Source organism: Pseudoalteromonas sp. NZS37 (genome assembly GCF_015864265.1).
In the GTDB taxonomy this organism is placed as follows: Bacteria; Pseudomonadota; Gammaproteobacteria; order Enterobacterales; family Alteromonadaceae; genus Pseudoalteromonas; species Pseudoalteromonas arctica.
The window spans coordinates 1-21804 of record NZ_JADYXL010000002.1; the positions used below are offsets into that span (position 1 = coordinate 1).

General features: G+C 39.4%; 21 protein-coding genes and 3 pseudogenes. 10 read left to right on the top strand and 14 right to left on the bottom strand.

The genetic code is table 11. The features are described from left to right. Positions 1-125 precede the first annotated feature (125 nt). A pseudogene (locus I6F47_RS03435) lies at positions 126-320 on the bottom strand (transposase); the annotation flags it as partial. A 93-nt stretch (positions 321-413) separates the two neighbouring features. Between I6F47_RS03435 and I6F47_RS03440 the strand changes: the two are divergent. Together I6F47_RS03440 and I6F47_RS03445 are read left to right on the top strand one after the other, a co-directional pair. Continuing rightward, positions 414-1004, top strand: a pseudogene (locus I6F47_RS03440) (IS3 family transposase); the annotation flags it as partial. An 8-nt stretch (positions 1005-1012) separates the two neighbouring features. Beyond that, positions 1013-1594, top strand: a pseudogene (locus tag I6F47_RS03445) (transposase); the annotation flags it as partial. A gap of 28 nt (positions 1595-1622) precedes the next feature. Here I6F47_RS03445 and I6F47_RS20710 read toward each other — a convergent pair. Both I6F47_RS20710 and I6F47_RS03455 read right to left on the bottom strand, forming a co-directional pair. Further along, the gene (locus tag I6F47_RS20710; RefSeq protein WP_197183331.1) at positions 1623-2432 is read right to left on the bottom strand and encodes a toll/interleukin-1 receptor domain-containing protein; all 810 of its coding nucleotides are present in this window, start codon (positions 2430-2432) and stop codon (positions 1623-1625) included. Positions 2433-2723: 291 nt separating this feature from the next. After that, complete coding sequence (locus tag I6F47_RS03455) at positions 2724-3311, bottom strand: cold shock domain-containing protein (protein WP_197183332.1); 588 nt, start codon at positions 3309-3311, stop codon at positions 2724-2726. Between the two features lie 391 nt (positions 3312-3702). Here I6F47_RS03455 and I6F47_RS03460 point away from each other — a divergent pair, with 391 nt between their 5' ends. Beyond that, positions 3703-4323, top strand: a complete 621-nt coding sequence (locus I6F47_RS03460) for a trimeric intracellular cation channel family protein (RefSeq protein ID WP_197183333.1) — start codon at positions 3703-3705, stop codon at positions 4321-4323. Between the two features lie 70 nt (positions 4324-4393). Here the strand turns inward: I6F47_RS03460 and I6F47_RS03465 are convergent, their stop codons facing one another. Genes I6F47_RS03465 through I6F47_RS03475 form a run of 3 tightly spaced genes read right to left on the bottom strand, consistent with a single transcriptional unit; the run spans position 4394 to position 5788 of the window. Continuing rightward, positions 4394-4903 (bottom strand): DUF421 domain-containing protein, encoded by a 510-nt coding sequence (locus I6F47_RS03465; RefSeq protein ID WP_197183334.1) that lies wholly within the window; start codon positions 4901-4903, stop codon positions 4394-4396. 34 nt (positions 4904-4937) lie between these two features. Beyond that, positions 4938-5294, bottom strand: a complete 357-nt coding sequence (locus I6F47_RS03470) for a hypothetical protein (RefSeq protein WP_231609158.1) — start codon at positions 5292-5294, stop codon at positions 4938-4940. Between the two features lie 41 nt (positions 5295-5335). Continuing rightward, positions 5336-5788: a DUF302 domain-containing protein gene (locus I6F47_RS03475; protein ID WP_024608655.1), complete on the bottom strand. Its 453-nt coding sequence runs from the start codon at positions 5786-5788 to the stop codon at positions 5336-5338. Between the two features lie 150 nt (positions 5789-5938). Here I6F47_RS03475 and I6F47_RS03480 point away from each other — a divergent pair, with 150 nt between their 5' ends. Next, entirely contained in the window at positions 5939-6568 is a 630-nt protein-coding gene (locus I6F47_RS03480) for a response regulator transcription factor (RefSeq protein ID WP_024599605.1), read from the top strand. After that, complete coding sequence (locus tag I6F47_RS03485; RefSeq protein WP_197183336.1) at positions 6555-8144, top strand: MASE1 domain-containing protein; 1590 nt, start codon at positions 6555-6557, stop codon at positions 8142-8144. The genes I6F47_RS03480 and I6F47_RS03485 overlap by 14 nt, the downstream gene beginning before the upstream one ends. 5 nt (positions 8145-8149) lie before the next feature. On the opposite strand, the gene I6F47_RS03490 is transcribed toward I6F47_RS03485, so the two are convergent. Next, a complete protein-coding gene (locus I6F47_RS03490; RefSeq protein WP_165735173.1) occupies positions 8150-8692 on the bottom strand; it encodes a hypothetical protein in 543 nt (180 codons plus the stop codon). Positions 8693-8947: 255 nt separating this feature from the next. Here I6F47_RS03490 and gloA point away from each other — a divergent pair, with 255 nt between their 5' ends. Beyond that, on the top strand, positions 8948-9475 hold the full coding sequence (gene gloA / locus I6F47_RS03495; RefSeq protein WP_024599602.1) for a lactoylglutathione lyase: 528 nt from the start codon (positions 8948-8950) through the stop codon (positions 9473-9475). A 64-nt stretch (positions 9476-9539) separates the two neighbouring features. Here the strand turns inward: gloA and I6F47_RS03500 are convergent, their stop codons facing one another. From I6F47_RS03500 to bioB, 7 genes are all read right to left on the bottom strand, one after another. Next, complete coding sequence (locus I6F47_RS03500; protein WP_231609166.1) at positions 9540-10049, bottom strand: hypothetical protein; 510 nt, start codon at positions 10047-10049, stop codon at positions 9540-9542. 270 nt (positions 10050-10319) lie between these two features. Further along, positions 10320-11183, bottom strand: coding sequence for a protease HtpX (gene htpX / locus I6F47_RS03505; RefSeq protein WP_165721922.1), 864 nt, complete (start codon positions 11181-11183; stop codon positions 10320-10322). A gap of 212 nt (positions 11184-11395) precedes the next feature. Next, entirely contained in the window at positions 11396-12979 is a 1584-nt protein-coding gene (locus I6F47_RS03510) for an FAD-dependent oxidoreductase (RefSeq protein ID WP_197183337.1), read from the bottom strand. 121 nt (positions 12980-13100) lie between these two features. Continuing rightward, positions 13101-13784, bottom strand: a complete 684-nt coding sequence (gene bioD / locus I6F47_RS03515; RefSeq protein WP_197112872.1) for a dethiobiotin synthase — start codon at positions 13782-13784, stop codon at positions 13101-13103. A 28-nt stretch (positions 13785-13812) separates the two neighbouring features. Further along, entirely contained in the window at positions 13813-14676 is an 864-nt protein-coding gene (locus I6F47_RS03520; protein WP_197183338.1) for a methyltransferase domain-containing protein, read from the bottom strand. Beyond that, positions 14673-15824, bottom strand: coding sequence for an aminotransferase class I/II-fold pyridoxal phosphate-dependent enzyme (locus I6F47_RS03525; RefSeq protein WP_197183339.1), 1152 nt, complete (start codon positions 15822-15824; stop codon positions 14673-14675). The genes I6F47_RS03520 and I6F47_RS03525 overlap by 4 nt, the downstream gene beginning before the upstream one ends. A gap of 10 nt (positions 15825-15834) precedes the next feature. Beyond that, positions 15835-16875 (bottom strand): biotin synthase BioB, encoded by a 1041-nt coding sequence (bioB, locus tag I6F47_RS03530; RefSeq protein WP_010552743.1) that lies wholly within the window; start codon positions 16873-16875, stop codon positions 15835-15837. A gap of 94 nt (positions 16876-16969) precedes the next feature. Between bioB and bioA the strand changes: the two genes are divergently transcribed. The 4 genes from bioA (at position 16970) to I6F47_RS03550 (ending at position 21794) form a co-directional block, all read left to right on the top strand. After that, the gene (bioA, locus tag I6F47_RS03535) at positions 16970-18271 is read left to right on the top strand and encodes an adenosylmethionine--8-amino-7-oxononanoate transaminase (protein WP_197183340.1); all 1302 of its coding nucleotides are present in this window, start codon (positions 16970-16972) and stop codon (positions 18269-18271) included. A 170-nt stretch (positions 18272-18441) separates the two neighbouring features. Further along, complete coding sequence (locus I6F47_RS03540) at positions 18442-19254, top strand: hypothetical protein (protein WP_024599542.1); 813 nt, start codon at positions 18442-18444, stop codon at positions 19252-19254. Next, the gene (locus I6F47_RS03545; RefSeq protein WP_197159436.1) at positions 19255-20295 is read left to right on the top strand and encodes an extracellular solute-binding protein; all 1041 of its coding nucleotides are present in this window, start codon (positions 19255-19257) and stop codon (positions 20293-20295) included. Beyond that, positions 20295-21794, top strand: a complete 1500-nt coding sequence (locus I6F47_RS03550; RefSeq protein WP_007586792.1) for an ABC transporter permease — start codon at positions 20295-20297, stop codon at positions 21792-21794. The genes I6F47_RS03545 and I6F47_RS03550 overlap by 1 nt, the downstream gene beginning before the upstream one ends. Positions 21795-21804 lie beyond the last annotated feature (10 nt).

The window sequence follows — 21804 nt, forward strand, 5'->3', positions numbered from 1 at the left end:
CAAACTTATTTGACGCTTTCTTGCAATTGCCATAAGACACCCTGCTCATTTTTTGCACTAACTAAAACGTAGTCCTAAATTTTTAAAAGAACAAAATTTAGAATGGGTGTCACTGTTAATCCTCAATAAGCACACACATCAATACAAAATACCTTTGCTAATTCAAGCAGCTTATCTTCAACCCACCCTCGTCGATGCTCGTAAGATTGACCAGTAAAACGGTCTTCTCCACATAAAAATGCACGACGAACACAGCGTGAAATACAGTGATAGTATTTTGTATCAACCAAACTTATTTGACGCTTTCTTGCAATTGCCATAAGACACCCTGCTCATTTTTTGCACTAACTAAAACGTAGTCCTAAATTTTTAAAAGAACAAAATTTAGAATGGGTGTCACTGTTAATCTCTCACCTCAACATTCATATAAACGCGGCGGTAATGAACACCTTGAAATTCCAAACCTGCTTGATAGACAATTTGATGTTGTTGAGCCAGATACCGTGTGGTGCGGTGATGTGACGTATATTTGGGTAGGTAATCGCTGGGCTTATTTAGCCGTTGTTGTTGATTTATTTGCACGTAAAGTAGTTGGCTGGGCCATGTCGTTGTCGCCAGATACTAATTTAACGCTAAAAGCGCTTGAACTCGCGTATGAAAGCAGAGGAAAACCGACAGGACTGATGTTTCATTCAGACCAGGGTAGTCATTATACAAGTTTAAAATATCGCCAACGTTTATGGCGCTATAAAATCAAACAAAGTATGAGTAGGCGTGGAAACTGTTGGGATAATGCACCAATGGAGCGATTTTTTAGAAGCTTTAAAACGGAATGGATGCCAAAGGTTGGATATGGAAATTTTATAGATGCTAAATATAGCGTTAGTGATTATATCAACGGATATTACAACAACGTTAGGCCGCATCATTATAATGCCGGTTTAGCGCCAAATGAATCGGAGGTTAGATATCAAGATTCTAAAACTGTGGCCAAATTTTATTGACCACTACAGAGCAGATGCGCTTGATGAGTGATTTACTTTCTAGAAGAAGGCAGTTAATGGATATGCAAACGATGGAGAAAAATCGTTCACAGATAATGCCAAAAAAACTATCATCACTAATAAAACCTATCCTAACGGCATTAAAAAATCAGATTGAAAAAGTAGATTTGAAACTACAAAAACTCATCAAAGAATGTAACGAATATAAGATCAAGAATGACATTATTCAAAGTGTGCCTGGCGTTGGTAATGTTGTCGCGTTTAACTTACTTAGTGACATGCCTGAGCTTGGGTGTGTAAACAATAAAGAGGCTGCATCACTAGTTGGTGTTGCACCATTTAATCGAGAAAGTGGTGCTTATCTAGGTAAACGGATGATACGAGGTGGACGGCCAAAAATTAGAACCGCAATGTATATGGCAATGATGTCAGCTATCCAATGTAACCCTAAATTTAAAGCTATTTATCATCGGCTAGTCACGGCAGGGAAACCTAAAAAAGTGGCTATTATTTCCTGTATAAGAAAGCTTATAGTAATCATTAATTCTATGGTAAGAGATGGTGTCATGTGGGATCCTAAAATGGTTTAAAATTAGGAATTGACACCATAGTCACTTGTTAGGCTTTTAATTGTCGATTAATGGCATTTGCAATTTCAGGTAAGCCATTTCCGTTATCCCACATGATGTACTTATATACTTTCATTAGTGTATGAATTTTAGAATCATCAACACCAGCATTGACTAGCAATACCTTTTTATTTGATTTCATTAGCTCCATGAAAAATGCAGAAAACTCGGTTATTGGCCACCCACTAGAAGAGTCAAAAAAGTTATCCGTTAAAATAAAAAGACCAAGCTCTGAATTATCAATACCTTCATTTACTTTCAGGTAGATATTTTCCCCATAATCTATCTCGTAACTATCAAGCCATGTTCCTATATTATTAGCCTGAAGGTATGCATTAATTGGGTTAACGATTTTTTCTTTGTCTTTTGATGAGTGACTTATGAAAACTCTAGAATCATTTTTAAACATAGGTTTGTACTGTGGTTTAGCTGTTTCAAACAGCTCTCTTTCCGGTAAGATGAAAACTTTATCCATTGATTCTTCAGTGATAATTAGATCTACCATTGATTCTTCAACAAATGTAATAACATTTCCAGTAAACATATTTTGCAAGAAAATATTTACCCTGCGAGATTTTTCTGGAAAATTTGATTTTAGCCATTTTTCAAAGTGTATAGGATCACCTTGGATATTTACACTCACGTAAAACTCTAAGCAATAAGGGTTGTTGTTGATGGCTATTCCAACATGGGTAGCATTATCTTTATCAAAAGCATTAAGAATGGCTTTTATAAATGGTTTTTCTTGGGTTCTAGCCCCGTAGTCACACTCGAAAACATACCAAAAGTCCTTTGTCACTTAACCTCCTCCTATTGTTGAATATTTTGCTATCGGATACTTATCGAAAGCCTAACAACTTATGAACTCCAATTTAGTGGGTTATAACCCCCCTAAACGCCGTATATTACGTTGTTCAATAATTACACCAAACAACTCATTTATAAACAGGTAATTACAATTGCTATTCAGTAACCTTTGTTATTTAACCCCAAAACGACTTTTAATAATGTTATGGGACAAAACTCAAATTACTGTACCTATACACAGCAATTAATTCTATTTTTATTTAAGGCTTTATAGCCCTAGCCTTTAAAACCTTGTATCACTCTCGCAAGGTTTTCCATCGCCATCACCATCCATTTTTGTATTCGGGCAATTATTAATAAAAAATACCGCCTCTTCGCGTGAGCGCATTTCAGTACAATATTGCCTGCCATCACACGTAAAATTTTGCGTGCTTTTAGGAATAACGAGTTTTGGGTATTTTTCATCAAAGGTGGCTAAATCGTCATTAGTAATAACAGGTGTTTGGCTGCTTGAGTGAGTGTTGTATTTATTAATCGCATAAAAGCAAAGTGCAGCAATTAGCGCAATTGAGGCAACTTTACCTAAAAAGCTACTGGCAAAATTAGATTTAGCCATACGGTACGGCTGTTGATTGTGTTTTTGATAAGGTGCTTTAAGCTCTGCAACGCCTTCTATGCGGCAGTTAATTGCTTTGGTTTTACCGTCGGGCTGAGTCGCTACTTCAAAACAAATAGTGTCGCCAACTTTAGGCTTACGGCTCATGTGTTTGAGCGCTGATATGTGAATAAACGTGTCGTGCTCTAGGGTGTCTGATTTAATAAAACCAAAACCTTTGTCGGTTTTCCACGTCTTTAACAATCCTTTGTGCATATATCCGCCTGTTATGCTTAAGCTGCGTTTTACGAAAATTCCATTTAGTTAACATTTGTTATTATACGTTCCTAAATTAAAACCATGCAACCAATTATTCATATTGCGTTAATTTTCACGTATTATCTATTAAACTTAGCTGAAAAAAAACGCGCTAAAAACAACTAAATCCAACCTGTTTTATTTATACTTTGCGGCCATATGTCCTTTAATTCATTACAACCACTGCGTACTCACTCATTAGCTTAACACCTTGTTTACACTGGTTTTTGTTATTAGTTATTTCTATCTGAATGATGCTTTTTTAGTATGATTTTTCATTCGTTATTTACTTAATTTATCTATACAATCCACACCTTATTTTTACGCACGTATTTTAAGTGATTATCTCATGTTACTAACCGTTGTTTATATTATTGGTATTACCGCAGAAGCCATGACCGGCGCACTTAGCGCAGGACGAATGAAAATGGATTGGTTTGGCGTAGTGCTAGTAGCCAGTGCGACCGCAATTGGTGGTGGCAGCGTACGAGATATATTACTAGGCAATTACCCGCTTACATGGGTACAACACCCAGAGTATTTATTAATTACCTGTATTGCCGGTATTGTCACTACCTGGCTTGCTAAATGGGTGGTTAAATTTAAAGGTATATTTATGCGCTTAGACGCCCTTGGTTTAGCTGCCTTTAGTATTATTGGCTGCCAAGTGGGACTAAATATGGGATTACATTACGGTATTTGTGTAGTGGCCGCCGTTGTTACTGGCGTATTTGGTGGGTTACTGCGCGATTTAATATGTCGCCAAGCACCGTTGGTACTGCATAACGAGTTGTATGCCAGCGTATCGTTAATTGTAGCGTGCTTATACCTAGGATTGCACCATTACAATATTGACGACAACATAAGCATTATTGTGAGCTTGGTTGCGGGGTACTTAATACGTATGGCATCAATACGCTTTAAGTGGCGCTTACCTACCTTTAGTTTATTAGAGCAGCACGCTAAATAAATTAGGCTTTAATACAAATTAAGGCAGGTATTAAACCTGCCTTAAATAATATAAGTAGTAGCGATTTACTTTATTGCTCGCTTACATCACTTAACGCGGTTTTTAACCCACTGTTATTTTGCTTTAGTACACTAAAACTGCCATCGGTTTCTAGCACTACGGCGGCTACATCTTCTATGGCCAATATACCCGCACCACGAATAGCAGCGCGAATTTCTGATTTTGTTACGCGCTGTGATTTAAGGGCTGCCGTGCAATATTCACCATCACTCAGTAACAACGTGGGCTCAGCTTTTACTAAAGCTGCAAATTTTGACGAGCGCACACTGAGCCAGGTAATTAAATATTGCAGCGCTATTAAAACAACAAATGCCAATATACCCTCAAGCAACGCGACACTTTTTGAAATAATTACCGAGGCAAGAATAGAGCCCAGCGCAATGGTGACTACAAAATCGAACACGTTCCATTTAGATAGTGTTCGCTTGCCCGATACACGCAACCAAAACACTAGCGCTACATACCCCAGTACACCAATAATAAGTACGCGTACTAAACCCTGAACATCATCAAAAAACATGCTTACTCCTTTATTTTTAAAGCCGCTATTAAATTTAACCCTTCTTTAATTGAGTTAATAGCTTTGCACCTAAAATCGTACCAATGGGGATAAATAAAAGCCATAGATACGCATAAAATTTTAAAGCAGATTTAAGCAATGCAAAGTCATTTACACGTTTATTTTTAAGCAATATATAATTTATAAAATAGCCAACTATTGCTGGTGCAATTTGTATTAACGAAATTACAATACCTGATGAAATATGCCCTGCTATTAATTTAGGATCGCCACCAGCAAATGCTACATAAGCATTGTAAATACCTGTAAAAAAACTAGTTAGCGAGATTAGCAAAAAAGCCTGTAAAAACAGGCTTACTACGGCTAAAAATACGATTGAAGATTGTTTCAAAATCATCCTTAATTTAGCTAATGAATTGTTTAAATTTAGTTTTATGGCCCAACGGTTTTATCTGACAGTGCAGCTAATACTTTACTTAATTTTGTAGCAACTAAACAGTTTGGTACGTTATGGCGCTCAGCTATATAAGTAGGATCGTTATAGCTTAACCACACTTGCGATTGTGCGTCTTCCCATACCAGTGCTTTTAGCGGTAAATCAATACCTATTGTTTGTGCGCACTGCATAAGAGGTGTGCCGCCTTTGGGGTTACCAAATATAAGAACCTCTGTTGGGCGTAGTTGTTGCTCTACTTTTTTAGCACCAGCTGCGTGATCTATTCGTGCAAATATATTTAGCCCTTTTTGTTTTGCTAAATTCTCAAACTTATCCATAGTAGCTTTAGCGCTTAGAGGGCTTTTTACTGAAATTAGTCCCTCTACTGCGTTAGCATTTGTAATAGCAAAGAGTAATGCGAGTCCAAAAATAATATTTAGTGTTTTCATACCTTCCCCTTTTAAAATAGTTAAATACCGCACGTGATTGCTCCTTTAGCATTTACAGTGTACATTTTTTTGCTAGGTAGTTAACTTTAATAAATTTTTTGGCTATTGGTTATCTGTTTCAATGTATAATAAATTTAAAGGGAGAAATACATGCACATTGGAATAATTGAAGATCATCAATTAGTACGCGACAGTTTTAAAAAACTACTAGAGCTACAAGCAGACTGGGAAGTAATAATAGAAGCCTGCAATGTTAGCCAAGCAAAACTGGCTGTTGAGCTTGAACAACCCGATATATTTATTGTTGATATATCACTTAATGAATCAGAAACCGGCCTTACATTTTTAACCTACCTTAACGAAAATTTCCCTGAAATTAAAACCATTGTTGCCTCCATGCACGATTACGAACCTTATGTAAGTAATGCGCTACGATTAGGCGCACTTGGTTACGTGTCTAAACGCTCTGCGTCGGAGGAGTTAATTGATGCAGTTAAATCGGTTGCATTAGGTAAACGCTATATAAGTGAAGATGTAAATTTTGCTTTAAATACGCCAAACTCAGCGTTAACTATTTTAACTAACCGAGAGCTCGAAGCTTTACCACTGTTAGCAAAGGGCTTTAATGCAAAGCAAATAGCACAAAAATTAGAAATAATGCCTAAAACAGCGCATGTGCATAAGGCTAATATTTACAGCAAGCTTAATGTAACAACATCGTTTGAACTGCTAAAAATAGCGATTGATGCAGGAGTAATTCAGTTAGATGAACTTACCTAGTACATTACCTGCTTTTAATTTTTCTATTGCAGCAACCGCTAAAGAAATTACAAAGCAGTTTGTAGTTGGCGTAATTTATTTTATTGCCTGTATTGCTGCTTTTTGGGTTGGAGCTAATTTAGAAACTGTGCCCGAAAGTAGCGCTATATTTATTCCTGCAGGGATAAAAATTGCTTTTTATTTGCTTTCGCCAACTCGGTATTGGATTACGTTGTGGATATCGTCTCGTGCTTTGGCTGCTCACTTAGGTTATACAATGACCGGGGTTTGGGAGTTTAATTTACTGCATGGTTTTTGGCAGGAGCTTTGCTTTTTTGCCCTTGTGTATGTGTTTAAACATAGCCGCTGGCCACCAAGTATTAATAATAGTTTAGGTATACTTTCGTTGATTTTATTGTGTGTTGCGAGCACCTCAATAAAGTGGTTTTTGTTTTCTAGTGCGTTTGAATTTACAAACATATTGGTTGCTAAAGAGCTATTACAGTATCAGTTAAATATGTGCCTTGGCGATATAACAGGCTCGTTATTAGTTGCGCCGTTTATTATGCTACTTCACTCTTTAAATCTTTCGTTAAAGCGCCCGGCATTACTTAAAGTAACTAATTTAACGGTTACGTTAGCTACTGTTTTACTTGTTGCGATGCTTGTATACCTTATACGGCCCGATACCTACCCATTACTACGCCTTGCATCGTTATTACCTATTATTTGGTTTTCGTATCGCTTTGGCGTATTAGGCGCAGTAAGTAGTGCAACACTTATAAATGCACTAATAATAGTTGAAGCAAGCATGACCCATGAGCCTAGCAATACCTATATTAGCCAGTTGTTTATTTTGGCTAATGCGATTACCAGCATGGTGTTAGGCGCGGCAATTACAGAGCTTAAACGTAAAAATACTGAATTAAAAAAGATTAACCGCGCACTAACTAAGCAGCTTAATCAAAATACCCTACTTGGGGCTAAAATGGTGAGCGTGCAAGAAAACGAGCGTAAGCACCTTTCACAAGAGTTACACGACGAACTTGGGCAAAACTTAACGGCTTTAAAAACCGACTTGGCTATTTTATCGCACCTTTGTGACGAAAAAACGCAATCGTTTGTGGCTACGTTAAAAAGCAATGCTAACTCTATGTACGATTCTGTTTACCAATTAATGCACTATCTTCGCCCTCGTGAATTAGACGAGTTAGGGCTACAAAATGCGATGGCTCAAGGGCGATTAAAAAGTTTACTTACAAAAGCAAGTATAGGCTATGAGGTTAATTTTAACGTAGATGATACGCTCACTAAAGAGCATGAAATTGCCGTGTACAGGATTTGCCAAGAAGCTGTTACCAATTGTATTAAGCATAGTAACGCGACCAAACTTATTATAAATATTAAAACGGATAGTCAGTTTATAAAATTAGAAATTAGTGATAACGGAAGCGAAGTAAAACCAACAGAAAACTCAGGTCACTATGGTTTAGCTTTTATACAAGAGCGAGCTATTGCGCTAGGTGGTAGCTTTAAGGTAACTAATCAAGGCGGCTTTACCATTAAGGTAAAACTGCCTATAAGCATTGGCCGTTAAACACTTTAACAAATTGATACTTGCTTAGTGTAAAATTTTTGCCTTGGTTGATCATCAAATGCGCTATCTGGGTTTACCTGAATTTCAACTTGATTACCCACCAGCTGTAGCAATAGTCCGGTAGCTATTTGGCAATTGCCTAGGGTTGACTTTACTATCACCTTTTTGCCTATAGCGTCTTGCAGCCTTGGTTTTGGTAAATTAGGGTTAGTAACAGGCCTCAAACCTTCTGCTTTTACAAATAAATTTATACAGTAAAGTTTAGCTGCGGCGACTCTTTGCTCGTTCATCTTAGCTATATCAACATTATTCAAAAAATGAATAATAGCTTGGTTAGCGCGGTTAAAGTCACTGGTAACATCATCTAGTTCGCGCCCTGCTGCCCACTTTCGGGTAACTAAATACTTGCCAGCTTCAACTCTTGCTAAGGTAATCGACGCTCCGGTCATTTTACTAAACCACTCAATACAATAACTTGCTGTATTGGTGTTATGAAGTAATACGCTCATGCTGCCAAATTCTTTTGTACTTTCATCTAATAAAGTCATATTTGTATCTTAACGTCCCAGTTTTCAATAGTTTATTAGCAATTATGAAAGTAAAAAATCATCCATATTCCTAATCAACCTAGGAAAATGGCTTAGAAAATAACACGTGCTATTTATAAAGCTCCGTTTTGACAGTCAATTCCACTATTAATGGTTAATAAGTAAAGCAGTGGTTTAAATTTATCATACGGTTGATTATGATAAATTAAGTACTATATCTATGCTTTCGCTTTATTATTTTCAGTAAGGATCACCATGTCTAGCTATAACGAATCTCCAGAGCAAATTGAACAAGCCACGCAAGGCTATGTGATGCAGCAAACTATGTTGCGTATTAAAGATCCAAAGCCGTCTTTAGAATTTTATGAAAATGTATTGGGTATGAAGCTTTTAGGTAAGTATGACTTTCCTGGTATGAAGTTTACGCTTTACTTTTTAGGCTACGAACAAGAGTTGCCAGAAGGCGATGATAAGGAAAAAGCTGAATGGGTGTTTCGTCGCCCTGCGTTAATTGAGTTAACCCATAATTGGGGCACTGAAAACGATGACAGTTTTGAGGGCTACCACAGCGGTAATCAAGAGCCTAAAGGCTTTGGCCATATTGGTATTAGCGTGCCGGATGTTTACGCAGCCAGTGAGCGCTTTGCAAAATACGATGTAGAGTTTGTAAAAAAACCAGATGATGGTTCAATGAAAGGCTTAGCCTTTATTAAAGATCCTGACGGCTACTGGATTGAAATACTCTCTGCTGAGGGTATTACTGAAATTATCCTTTCTCAGTAATAACGATTTATTTATATTAAAAACCAGCTTTTTAGCTGGTTTTTTTAATCGTAAAAATTTATTTTTATTTATAAGCCCAAGCATCCGTTATTGTTACTTGGCAATTGTTATAACTAGCCGCCTGTTTTTGCGCAATACCTCTTACTCTAAAGTTGGTTGAGTCATTAGGCAGTAGAATTAGGTCTTCGTCGGTTATTGATAGCGTATCGAATAGAGTGTTTTGATCTGTTAAAAAATCGACCTTAAACTTTAAATTTTTAAACGAAAAATCTGATTCATTTTTTATTTTCCCTATACAGGCAACATACAAACCATCGGTTTCATTTTTAGTGCTTATTTGGTTTACATTAGCAGTTAGGTTTTTTTGTGCTTGTTCTTCAAGCCCTGCTACATATATATTTTGATAAAAAATAAACCCAAAAATACCAACAATAATTAAGGCCAATGCACCAATAATAATGGGATTGTTTTCTAAGTTAGAATATTTAGCTTGAAGTGAGGTGCATTGCGGGCATTTTTTAGCCCGTGAATCTATGGCGCTAAAACACATAATGCATTCTTTAGTTTGCTGCATCTTTTCCACTACAATAAGCATCCTTGTTAAGTATTAAATGTTAAGTATTAAATGTTAAGTATTAAAACCAGTAGTATTGCTGGCTTTAAGGTATTTTAGTTTACTCATGCTAAAGAACCCCGTAAACACATATAGCTTAAAAAAGTAACGATTTTATAAAGCAATACAGAGTGCTGTATATAAATACAGTACATACGGTTTTGGTATTTTAACGTAAACATAAAAAAGCCAGCGATTAAGCTGGCTTAGTATATTAACTATTTTACATAATTACTTACGAAGTGCGTCGATTCGCGCATCAAGCGGTGGGTGCGATGAAAACAATTCAGCCATGCCTTTGCCACTTGCAATACCAAAGGCCATCATTGAGCCTTCTAATTGCGAAGGATGGTTTTGCTTTAATCGCTCAAGGGCTGATCGCATTTTGTCAGCACCAACTAGTTTTGCTGCGCCGCTGTCGGCTGCAAACTCACGTTTACGGCTGTAACTTGCAACTACTATGCTTGCTAGTACACCAAATAATACTTGGAATAACATATCGAATAAGAAGTATGTCCAGCTACTGCCACCCTCTTCTTCATCGCTATTAATAAAGTTATCTACTATGCCAGCCAGTACTTTTGCGGCAAATATTACAAAGGTGTTTACCACGCCTTGTATTAGCGTAAGCGTTACCATGTCGCCGTTAGCCACGTGCGATACTTCATGGGCAAGCACGGCTTCGGCTTGATCTTTGGTCATGTTGTGCATTAAGCCTGTGCTTACTGCCACTAACGAGTTGTTTTTACTTGGACCTGTTGCAAATGCGTTCATTTCTGGGCTGTCGTAAATAGCCACTTCTGGCATTTTAATACCTGCTTTTTGTGCTTGCGCAGATACCGTTTGTACAAGCCAATGTTCGGTTTCGTTTCGAGGCTGCGTAATTACATGCGCGCCTGTTGATTTTTTAGCGATCCATTTCGACATAAATAACGAAATAAACGATCCACCAAAACCAAATACGGTGGCTATAAGTAAAATTCCGCCAAGGCTACGATGGCTTAAGCCCAGCGCACTCATTATTATTGAAAGCACTACACCTAATACCAACATAACCGCTAGGTTAGTTAATAAAAACAAAAATACACGTTTCATATTGTCCTCACAAAAATAGGTTTGATCACCGAACATAAAATTAAATTAGGTTAAAGCAATCACTGCGTTATGACACACTATGTCATAACGTTAGCGCTATTCTGTGACAAACTATGTCATAACACAAGTGTTATTTATGTGTTTATTGATAATTTTTTTAGGAAGAGTTTTACAGCAAATTTAAAACTGAAGTTTCTTTATAAATCAGCTTATTACAAGCTATGATTTAGCTCTGCCATATCAATTGGAAAACCACGTTCACCTGCTAATATGCGTGCAACTTCGCCAATATTTTCACAGCTATTATGTTTAAGATACGACCATTGGTGGGAACTGCGGTGATAATTTACAGCAGGATCGCTGCTTATTATTCCTAATTTTATAAACTCAGACACTATTTGATCGGCAGCGATTAACGTTGACGATGCTTTAACATTTTCGGCCCGGGCATAACTAATATGCGAATATAAACTTACATCGGCTACGCGCAAAGTGTCGTCATCACCTGGGATTTGTTGCCCGCCAAACAAGGCATTATTTTGTGTGTTAGCACTTTTAAACGCGGGTACAAACTCGGCTACATAATCTATTGCTGTTTGGTTGCGTGTTTGCAATGCGGCTTTGTCCCACCCATCTTTAATATAGTGCAGGTATTTATCGGGGAGTTTAGGTTGAGCACTCATTGGTGTTGCATCAGCTAAGCCATCATTAAATAGCGTAATGTCGTTGGTCATGCCGTGTATTTGAAAATATCCATTTGGGTAAGGCGTTAGCTGCGCCATGCCCTCTGGTGTGCCACGGTTACCGTAAATAATAATTTCGGGTATTTGCCCACCAGCACCTTGCCAATGAGTGATGTAAGAGGCTTTAAATTCGACCATGCGCTTTACATCTACCCCAACCAGGTCGTCAATAATACCGGTTTGAAAACCACACGCATTAATAAGGTAATCTACCTCAATCGTTTGTGTATCGACTTGTGTATCGGTTTGAGTATCAGGTTGTTCATCAAGGCTTGGATCTGATTGGTATTCAATGCGCCACTTAAGTGTTTGCTTATCATTATTGGTATTTATAACTGGCGATACACTTTTAACACTGGTGCTTGTTAAAACGTGAGCGTGTTTGTACTGTGCAAGGGCGAGTTGTGCACTGGCCGATAAACGAAATATATTCCAACCATATTCTTGTGCAACAATAAGCGGAAACTTTAACTTGTCTAAATCTAAATGCTTAGCAACGGGTATCATCCACTCATCTAACGACGTGGGCTTGGCTACTTGTTTTTGTTTAGCAAGCTTTAGCATTTGCTCATAACTATATAACTGATAATAATGCTCTGGCTCGCCTAATACTTTATTAGCGCTGTCTTGTTCAACAAGCTCGCTGTAGGATTTTACTAATTTATTTAAACGCGGAAATAAGTCCTCTGGTGAGTCGTCATCTCGTTTAGGCACTGCAAATACTGTGGGGCGAACATCGATGGTGTGAGGATAAAGGCGAGCAATATCTATACATTGCTTGAGTAAATCTATGCAGTCTTCGTCGGGTATTTCGCGATATAAATTGCCACCTGCGTGCAAATGGCACATTGGAGGGCCATCAATTAACGACTTTTTCTTTTCAAGTACATAAGTTTCTAACCCTAACGCAGCAAGCCTAATGGCTATTGTGGCGCCAGCTGTGCCCCCACCTATTATGCCTACGCGTTTTTTAGGTAAGCCATAGTTTAGTGCTTTTGGCTCAGCGCTTACGTGCGCATCTGGGGCGTAGTTTTCAATAAATGGGTGCGTCATATAGTCGTTATGTCCTTAGTAACACTGTCTTTAAGCAAGCTATGTATTTATAAACGTTTATATGTGTACTAAGGCTGACTATTTCAAGATTTACCTAAAAAAGTAACTTTTTTAAAACCACTTAAGTGTTTATAGATAACGCACTAAGCAAGCTTTTGTATATTTGTAACTTAGGAGTTTGCTCGCTGTATGGGCTTATAGCAAGTATTGGAAACGGTAAACGTGCTTTGAGTGAATCAAGGTTTGCTTGATACTCGTCCATGTTTTTATCGACTTGGTTTGCAATCCAGCCAACGCAGTTTATACCCATACTTTGCATATGCGCAGCGGTTAGTAACGCATGATTTAAGCAACCTAATTTCATACCAACAACGAGTATTACCGGCAGTTGCTCTGCTTTAACCCAGTCGTATAAATACTCCGTATTGTTAATAGGTAACGCCCAACCACCCGCGCCTTCGGTAAGTATATAATTAGCGCCCTGTTGTTTTACATCTTTATAAGCATCACTTAGTTTATCAATAGTAATACTAACTCCAACTTGCTCAGCGGCTATATGCGGCGCAATAGGGGGTGCAAACGCAAACGGATTTACTACATCGTATTTAGCGCTCACTGTTGCGCTTTCCATTAGTATGAGGGCATCAGCGTTTACTAGTTGATCAAATGCCATTTCGCAGCCAGCAGCCAGCGGTTTAAAACCAATGGCTTGTTTTTTGTGTTGGGCAAGTAACTTTAATAGCAAACTGGTAACGTGGGTTTTTCCGGCATCGGTGTCGGTGCCTGTTATAAAAAATTCTTTCATGCGTTGCCTTTAATGTCTTTGGGCTTATTTAGTGTTTTTCTAATGATAACAGCACCACATGATAAGACACACATGCTTTGTTATTTATAAGCGGATACGCACTGCATACTTTTTGTAGCGCCGATTTTGTAAGTAGCCCTTGACGCGTATTAGTATGATTTTGCGTAGTTGCACCAATAGCCTTAATTGAAGTAATAGCTTTTAAAGGTGTTGTATATTCATCGGTGTAAATACGTTTTTTAGCGCTGTTAATAGTAAACCCTGCATTTTGGACTGATTGGTTTATATACAGCTCACTATTAAAGGTATTTATGTGGCTATTTGAATCAAGCGCGGCAAAGGCCGTTTTTATTTCGTTAAGTGAGCCCTCTATCACAGTGCTTATGTACGCCTGCCCGCCTGGTTTTAATATACTGTAAAGCGATTGCATTAAAGCCGAAAAATTAGCAGACCACTGCACTGCAAAGTTACTGTAAATAACATCAACACTGTTTGCTTGTAGCGGTAAGTTATCCATATCGGCGCATATTTTTGGTGCGGTTAAATCACTACTTTGTAGCATGTTTAAGCTCAAATCCATTGCAATAACACTGCTAAATACGCTTTGTAATGTGTGTGTATTAACAAGCGGGCCTGCGCCTAAATCAACACAAAGCTTATTTTTATTAATGCCTGGTTTTATAAGAGCAAGTAAATCGCTTGCTGCGTGTTTTTGTACATTTGCATGGGTGTTATAACGCGCTGCCGCCTTTGAAAACTTACTTTGTGTAGACTTTTTAAGCTCCTTGCTTAAATCCTTGTTTAACTCTATATCCAATTCGCTACTTACTAGGCACGGTTTTACAAGTTGTGTTTGCACTAGGTCTGTTTTTAATACTGGCTGAGCAGTCATGCTATTGCACCTACTAAATGCTTAACTAAGTGCGTTATGTCTTGCTCGGTATGTGCGGCTGTTAAAGTAATGCGCAAACGAGAGGTGTTATGTGCAACCGTCGGCGGTCTAATTGCAGTGAGCCAAATACCCTGTTGTTTAAGTTTATCTGCCGCTTGCAAAGTTTGCTCAGCGCAGCCTAATACAATGGGCTGTATGGCTGTGTTTGACTCCATAACTGCAATATTATGGGTTTTAGCGAGTTGCTTAAATAATGCAATATTGGCATTTAGCTTATCGCGTTTATCATCAGCTGTTTTTATGCTTTTAATACGCCCAAGTGTGTGGCTTGCCATAAGCGGCGACATAGCGGTTGAATACGTGTAATCGCGATTAAATTGCAGCATGTAATCAATAAACTGTTTACTGCCTAATACACACGCGCCACTACTAGCCACTGCTTTACCAAAGGTAATGACTAATATATCTGGCAGCGTTTGAGTAATAAACGCTTCGCAACCGCCCAAACCGGTTTTACCTAATGCACCAAAGCCGTGTGCGTCGTCAATCATTAGCCATGCGTTGTGTTGTTTTGCAAGTGCGAGTAATTCTTTAAGAGGCGCGGTATCGCCATCCATCGAAAATACGCCTTCGCTTATAATAAGCTTGTTTTGCGCTTTTGATTTTTCGAGCCGTGAGCGTAAATGATTCATGTCGTTGTGATTAAAACGCACTAAAGCCGCGTTAGAATGCAAAGCACCGTCAATCAAGCTTGCATGATTTAACTTATCTTGAAAAATAGCGCTGCTTTGCGCAGCCGCTTTATCTTGAAATAACGCTTTAATTACGCTGCTATTAGCGCTAAACCCTGAGTTAAACAGCATCCCTGCACCATAACCAAATTGCTCGCATAAATATTGTTCAAGCGCTTTTTGCTGTGCCTGATAACCCGTAACCAATGCAGAGCTGTGACTCCCTAATGCGTGAGAGTTATTAAGGTTAACAGCTACATCACCAAAGCCTAAGTAGTCGTTACTGGCAAAGTTAAGGTAGGCTTTATTATTAACCGTTATGGTGCGCGCTGTTGCATGTTGCACTACGTGGCGTTTACGAAGTAACGCATCTTGCTGGCGAGCCTGCAGATGCGTGTTTATAAAATCAAAAGGCATTGATATAAGCCTACGCTTCGTAAAACAATTCAGACGTTGCTTTGTCGGCTACTTGCGATGAAAGCGAGGCTTCTACTGCTTCGTCTGAATAGTCGTGACGCTTTTCTGGGTTCATGCCTAATTTTTTAATTAGGTTCATATCGGCATCAGCGTCTGGGTTTTCGGTGGTAAGAAGTTTGTCGCCATAAAATATTGAGTTAGCGCCTGCAAAAAAGCACATTGACTGCATTTGCTCGTTCATGGCGTTACGCCCTGCCGATAAACGCACATAACTGTGTGGCATCATAATGCGCGCTGTTGCAATGGTACGTACAAATTCAAAGTGGTCTAAATCGTCTGCGTTTTCAAGCGGTGTGCCTTTAACTTTAACGAGCATATTAATAGGCACGCTTTCTGGCTGTTGTGGCAAATTAGCTAGCTGCATCAGTAACCCATAACGGTCGCTTGCTTGCTCGCCCATACCGACTATTCCGCCCGAGCATACTTTCATACCAGCATCGCGTACGTGGTCAATGGTATTTAATCTATCTTGAAAAGTACGGGTTGATATAATTTGCTCGTAATACTCAGGTGACGTGTCAAGGTTGTGATTATAGTAATCAAGCCCAGCGTCGCGAAGCTCATGAGCTTTTTCGTTAGTGAGTTTACCCAGCGTCATGCAGGTTTCTAACCCTAGCTCTTTTACTTCTTTAACCATTTGCGAAATGTATGGCATGTCTCTGTCTTTTGGATCTGACCATGCAGCGCCCATACAAAAACGGGTCGCGCCTTTTTGTTTTGCAAGGCGCGCTTGCTCTACTACTTTTTCTACTTCTATTAAGCGTTCGCGTTCTAAATCAGTTCGGTAATGCCCCGACTGCGGGCAATACTTACAATCTTCTGGGCAAGCGCCTGTTTTAATTGATAACAACGTAGAAATTTGCACTTCATTTGGGTTGAAGTTAGCACGGTGAACCGATGCGGCTTTAAAAAGTAAATCGTTAAATGGCATTTCAAATAATGCTTTAACTTCAGCGTGGGTCCAATCGTGACGAACAGGTGCAAGTTCCATAATACTCTCTTATTTTTTTCTCAGCGGTGATATTGGCTTAGTCTACGAGTTGAAGTAACATTGTCAACGAAGCCCATCAAGTTAAAGTTTACATATGATTAAAAAGAATACGATTGACCTTGATTTTGATCGTGAGCACATTTGGCACCCATATACATCTATGACTAAGCCAATTCCGGTATATCCCGTTACACATGCTAATCACAATATTATTCACCTAGAAACTGGCGAGCAATTAATCGATGGCATGGCCTCGTGGTGGAGCGCAATTCATGGCTATAACCACCCTGTTATAAATAATGCCATGATTGAGCAAATTAATAGTATGAGCCACATTATGTTTGGCGGTATTACGCATAGCAGCGCGGTAGAGCTGTGCAAAAAAATAGTAAATATAACGCCGCCTAGTTTAACTAAAGTATTTTTAGCCGACAGCGGATCGGTAAGTGTTGAAGTGGCAATAAAAATGGCGCTGCAATATTGGTTAAGCCAAGGCATTACAACAAAACAAAAATTAATGACGCCTTACAAGGGCTACCATGGCGACACCTTTGCAGCCATGAGCGTATGCGACCCCGTTAACTCAATGCATAATTTATATTCAGGCTTTTTACCTGAGCACGTTTTTGTACCCGCACCAGTAAGTAAGTTTGGAAGCGAGTTTGACCAGGCAGAAGCCCAAGAGCTTGAAGAATATTTTAAAGCAAACCACAGCCAAGTAGCCGCCTTTATCATTGAGCCTATTGTACAAAACGCGGGTGGTATGAACTTTTATCACCCCGATTATTTAGCCTGCGTGCGTAAGTTATGTACGCAATATAACGTATTGCTAATTTGCGACGAAATTGCCACAGGCTTTGGCCGTACAGGTAAGTTATTTGCGGTAGAGCACGCTAATATAGAGCCCGATATAATGTGTATTGGTAAAGCATTAACTGGCGGATCAATGACGCTATCGGCCACTATCACTAGCAATAAAATAGCCATTGGCATAAGCGAAGGTGAAGCAGGTGTTTTAATGCACGGCCCTACGTTTATGGGCAACCCGCTTGCCTGTGCTGCGGCCTGCGCAAGTATTGATTTATTACTTGAGCAAAACTGGCAACAACGAATAAAGCAAATAAATACCCAACTACAACAACTTAATAAATGCAGTGAACTAGATGCGGTTGCCAATGTACGTACCTTAGGTGCTATTGGTGTTGTTGAGCTAAACGAGGCTGCTGGCAATGTTGATGTTGCTAAAATTCAGGCTTATTTTGTAGAGCAAGGCGTATGGATACGTCCATTCGGTAAACTAATTTACCTTATGCCACCGTATATAAGTGACGACACCAGTATAAAAACACTGTGTGATGCCATTTACAATGCCATTAAAGGCAAGCATTACGCTTAATAGCCGGTCTCAATTACTAGCCTTAATACAGGTTATAGCGCTATTTACTGTAACCTACCGCTACATTTAGTGTTTTTATCTATTAAGCGAGTTTGTGGTTATTGATCTCGTTAAGCATAAACTATATGATAATGGCTATCATTTACAATTACCTTTTGGACTTCTTTGCTATGAAATTACTATTTAAACCAGCCAAAACTTTAGGTGCAAGCCTTTTACTAGCCTCGGCGTTTATGGCTCAACCAGTATTAGCTAACGGCCCTATTGGCGAGCATGTTAATCATCTTCAAGCTAACCTTAAAAGTTATGCAGAAGAAGTAGAATGGATGGTAGGCAAAGTTGATACCATGGTAAGCGACTACGATACTAAAGGCGCAAAATCTGTAAAAACTGATGATTTAATTGAATATTGGGAATCAGTTAAGTTTCACAGCGCAATAGAAACTAACTTTGTACCGGTATACGCTTCTATTTGGCAGGGTCTTTATGGCGTAAAAATGGCCATTGATAATAAACAGCCTGCTGAGGAAGTTCGTAAACAGCAAAAAGCGATGAACATAGCCTTGTGGCAAGGCCTTGGGGCTGTTAAGCTTGCTGCAAAATTCCAGCAAAAAGGCTTGTTAGACACTGTAAAAGCAACCGCTACAAAAGAAATGACACAAAGTGCCACAATTGATGAAATTAAGCACAAATTAGACCGTGTAGTAGCTAAATTTGCTGAGCGTTTACAAGACGAAGCAACTGAAATTGTTCATGACACTTACCTACACCTGTTTGAAGGCGTTGAAGGTACACTTATTGAGCAAGACGCTAACCTAGTTGAAGTGCTGGAAAAAGACTTTAACGTAACACTGCCACTAGCAATTAAAAACAGCAAAAGCGTAGATGAAGTACGCGATGTGATCAGTGATATGCAAACAAAATTAGACCGCGCTAAAACGCTTATAGAAAAAGCAGAAAAAGCCCGTAAGGATGTATTTTAAGTGAAGCGTAGGACCTTTATTCAAGGCCTAGCTGCGTTAGGGGTGGTTGGCTCATTGCCACTACCTCTTTCTCGTGCGCTAGCCGCTGATATAGCAAACCCTGTTTCTGTTGATGATTTACCAAAGCTTAAAGGTGAGTTAACCCTTTATTTAGGCCGAGGCGAAGGTGGTTTGTATGAAAATGTATTACAAGCAATCCAGAAAAAAAATCCAGACTTTAAACTCGGTATACGACGAGGTCCTACTGCTGCTTTAGCAAATACCATTGTTGCAGAAGCTAAAGCCGGCGTTCGCCGCGCTGATTTATTTTGGGCGGTTGACTCAGGCGCAATTGGTTTAGTAACCGATGCAGGCCTTGCACAACCTATCCCTAGTGATTTATCTGCTCAGTTACAACCACAATTTAGATATAAAGAGTGGGCACCAGTAACTGGCCGTATTCGTACATTGCCATATAACACGTCGCGTTTGACCAAAGATCAAATTCCAACAAGTATTATGGAAATTGCCGACAGCGATTTAAGTATTGGTTGGGCGCCCGCCTACGCTTCTTTTCAATCATTTGTAACCGCAATGCGAATTTTAGAAGGCGACGACAAAACTGCTAAGTGGCTTAAAAAGATTAAAAAACGTGCTAAAACATACGCTGGTGAATTAGGTGTTGTTATGGGCGTTGAACGCGGTGAAGTTGATATTGGTTTTGCTAATCATTATTACACATTGCGTTTAAAATCAGGCAAGCCTGATGCCAAGCTTGATTTAGCATTTACACAAAATGATGCGGGCTGTTTAGTTAATGCATCGGGTGTATTAGCCCTTAACGACGATCCGCTTGCTACTAACTTTATGCGTTACTTACTTAGTAAAGAAGTACAAGGTTACTTAGCCAGTGAAGCGTACGAAATTCCGTTAGTAAATGGTATTACCCAACCTGAGGGTTTACCATCACTTGCTAATATTTCTCCACCTAAAGTAGATTTAACACAGCTTGCTGATTTACGCCCTACTATAGATTTGATGCGTAGCAGCGGCGTATTGTAATGAGAATACCTGCCTCTTATCCAATGGCGCTGCTTGCAGCGCTTGTTGCGCTTACCCCTGTTTATGTATTAATAGTGCTTGCAAGCGATGCAAGCTCAGTGTTTGACACCCACAATCTTCAGATTTTAGGTAACACGTTATCGTTAATGGGTTTAACGGTACTCGGATCTATTTTAATTGGTGTGCCACTGGCGTTTATTAGCGCGTATGTGCATTTGCCATTTAAAAAACTCTGGCTGGTTGTATTTGCGGCGCCGCTGGCAATCCCCAGTTATATTGGCGCGTTTACACTTTATGCTGCTTTTGGCCCCGGTGGCGAAATAAACACCTTAACAGGAATAGAAACACCATCAATGTATGGCCTAACAGGTGCCGCCATTGTGATGACGCTTTATACTTTCCCGTTTGTAATGATGACAACTCGCTCATCCCTACTGAGCCTTGACGCGAGCATGGTTAATGCTGCACGAACGCTAGGTATGTCGATGACGCAAAGTATATTTAAAGTTATATTACCGCGCGTAGTTAACGGTATTGCAGCAGGCTCTTTGTTAGTAGCGCTTTATACGTTATCAGACTTTGGCACGCCCGCAATGATGCGCTTAGATACGTTTACCCGCGTAATTTACGTTGAATACAACGCTTTTGCGTTAGGGCGCGCAGCCATGCTTTCACTTCAACTCATGGTTATTGTTGGCTTTTTACTTTTAGTTGAATCACAAATAAAAACAGCCCCTGAGCGCCAAGGTCGCCCGTTAATTTTATTCCCAAGCAGACTACAGTTAAGTGCAATATTTATTACGTTTGCACCTGTTTTACTACTCGCTATTGGCTTGCCTTTGGCTATATTTTCGCTTTGGTTAGCTCGTGATGGTTTTAGCTCATTTGATTTTAATATTGCGTGGAACTCTACGTATGCATCGGGTATTGCGGCAATTGTAGCCGTTATCGTTGCGATCCCCGTTGCACATGCCGCACTGAGTGGAAAAGCGGGTCGTATAATGGAGCGTGTTACTTACTTTGGTTTTGGTATTCCGGGTATAGTAATGGGCACAGCGCTTGTTTACGGTGGTTTGCAGTTACCGTTTTTATATCAAACACTGGGATTGCTTATTATTGCTTATATGCTGCGATTTTTACCACTTGCTGTGGGCTCTGTTAGAACAAGCACCGAACACTTAGATCCAAGCTTAGTAAAGTCTGCGCGCGTATTAGGGGCAAGCCCACGTGAAGTATTTACTCGTATAACACTGCCTTTAACTATGCGCGGTATTATTGCCGGTGCAGCACTGGTGTTTTTAGAGTCAATGCGCGAACTCGAAGCCACACTACTACTTGGCCCAACAGGGTTTGAAACCCTCTCTACATATTTATGGCGTGTATACGAAGCGGGCTATTTTGGTCGCGCTGCTATTCCTGGATTATTGTTAGTAGTGATATCTGCCTGCGGGTTAGCTATTATGATGTCTGGCGAAAAACGCAACCAGTTTGAACATTAAGGATTTAAGA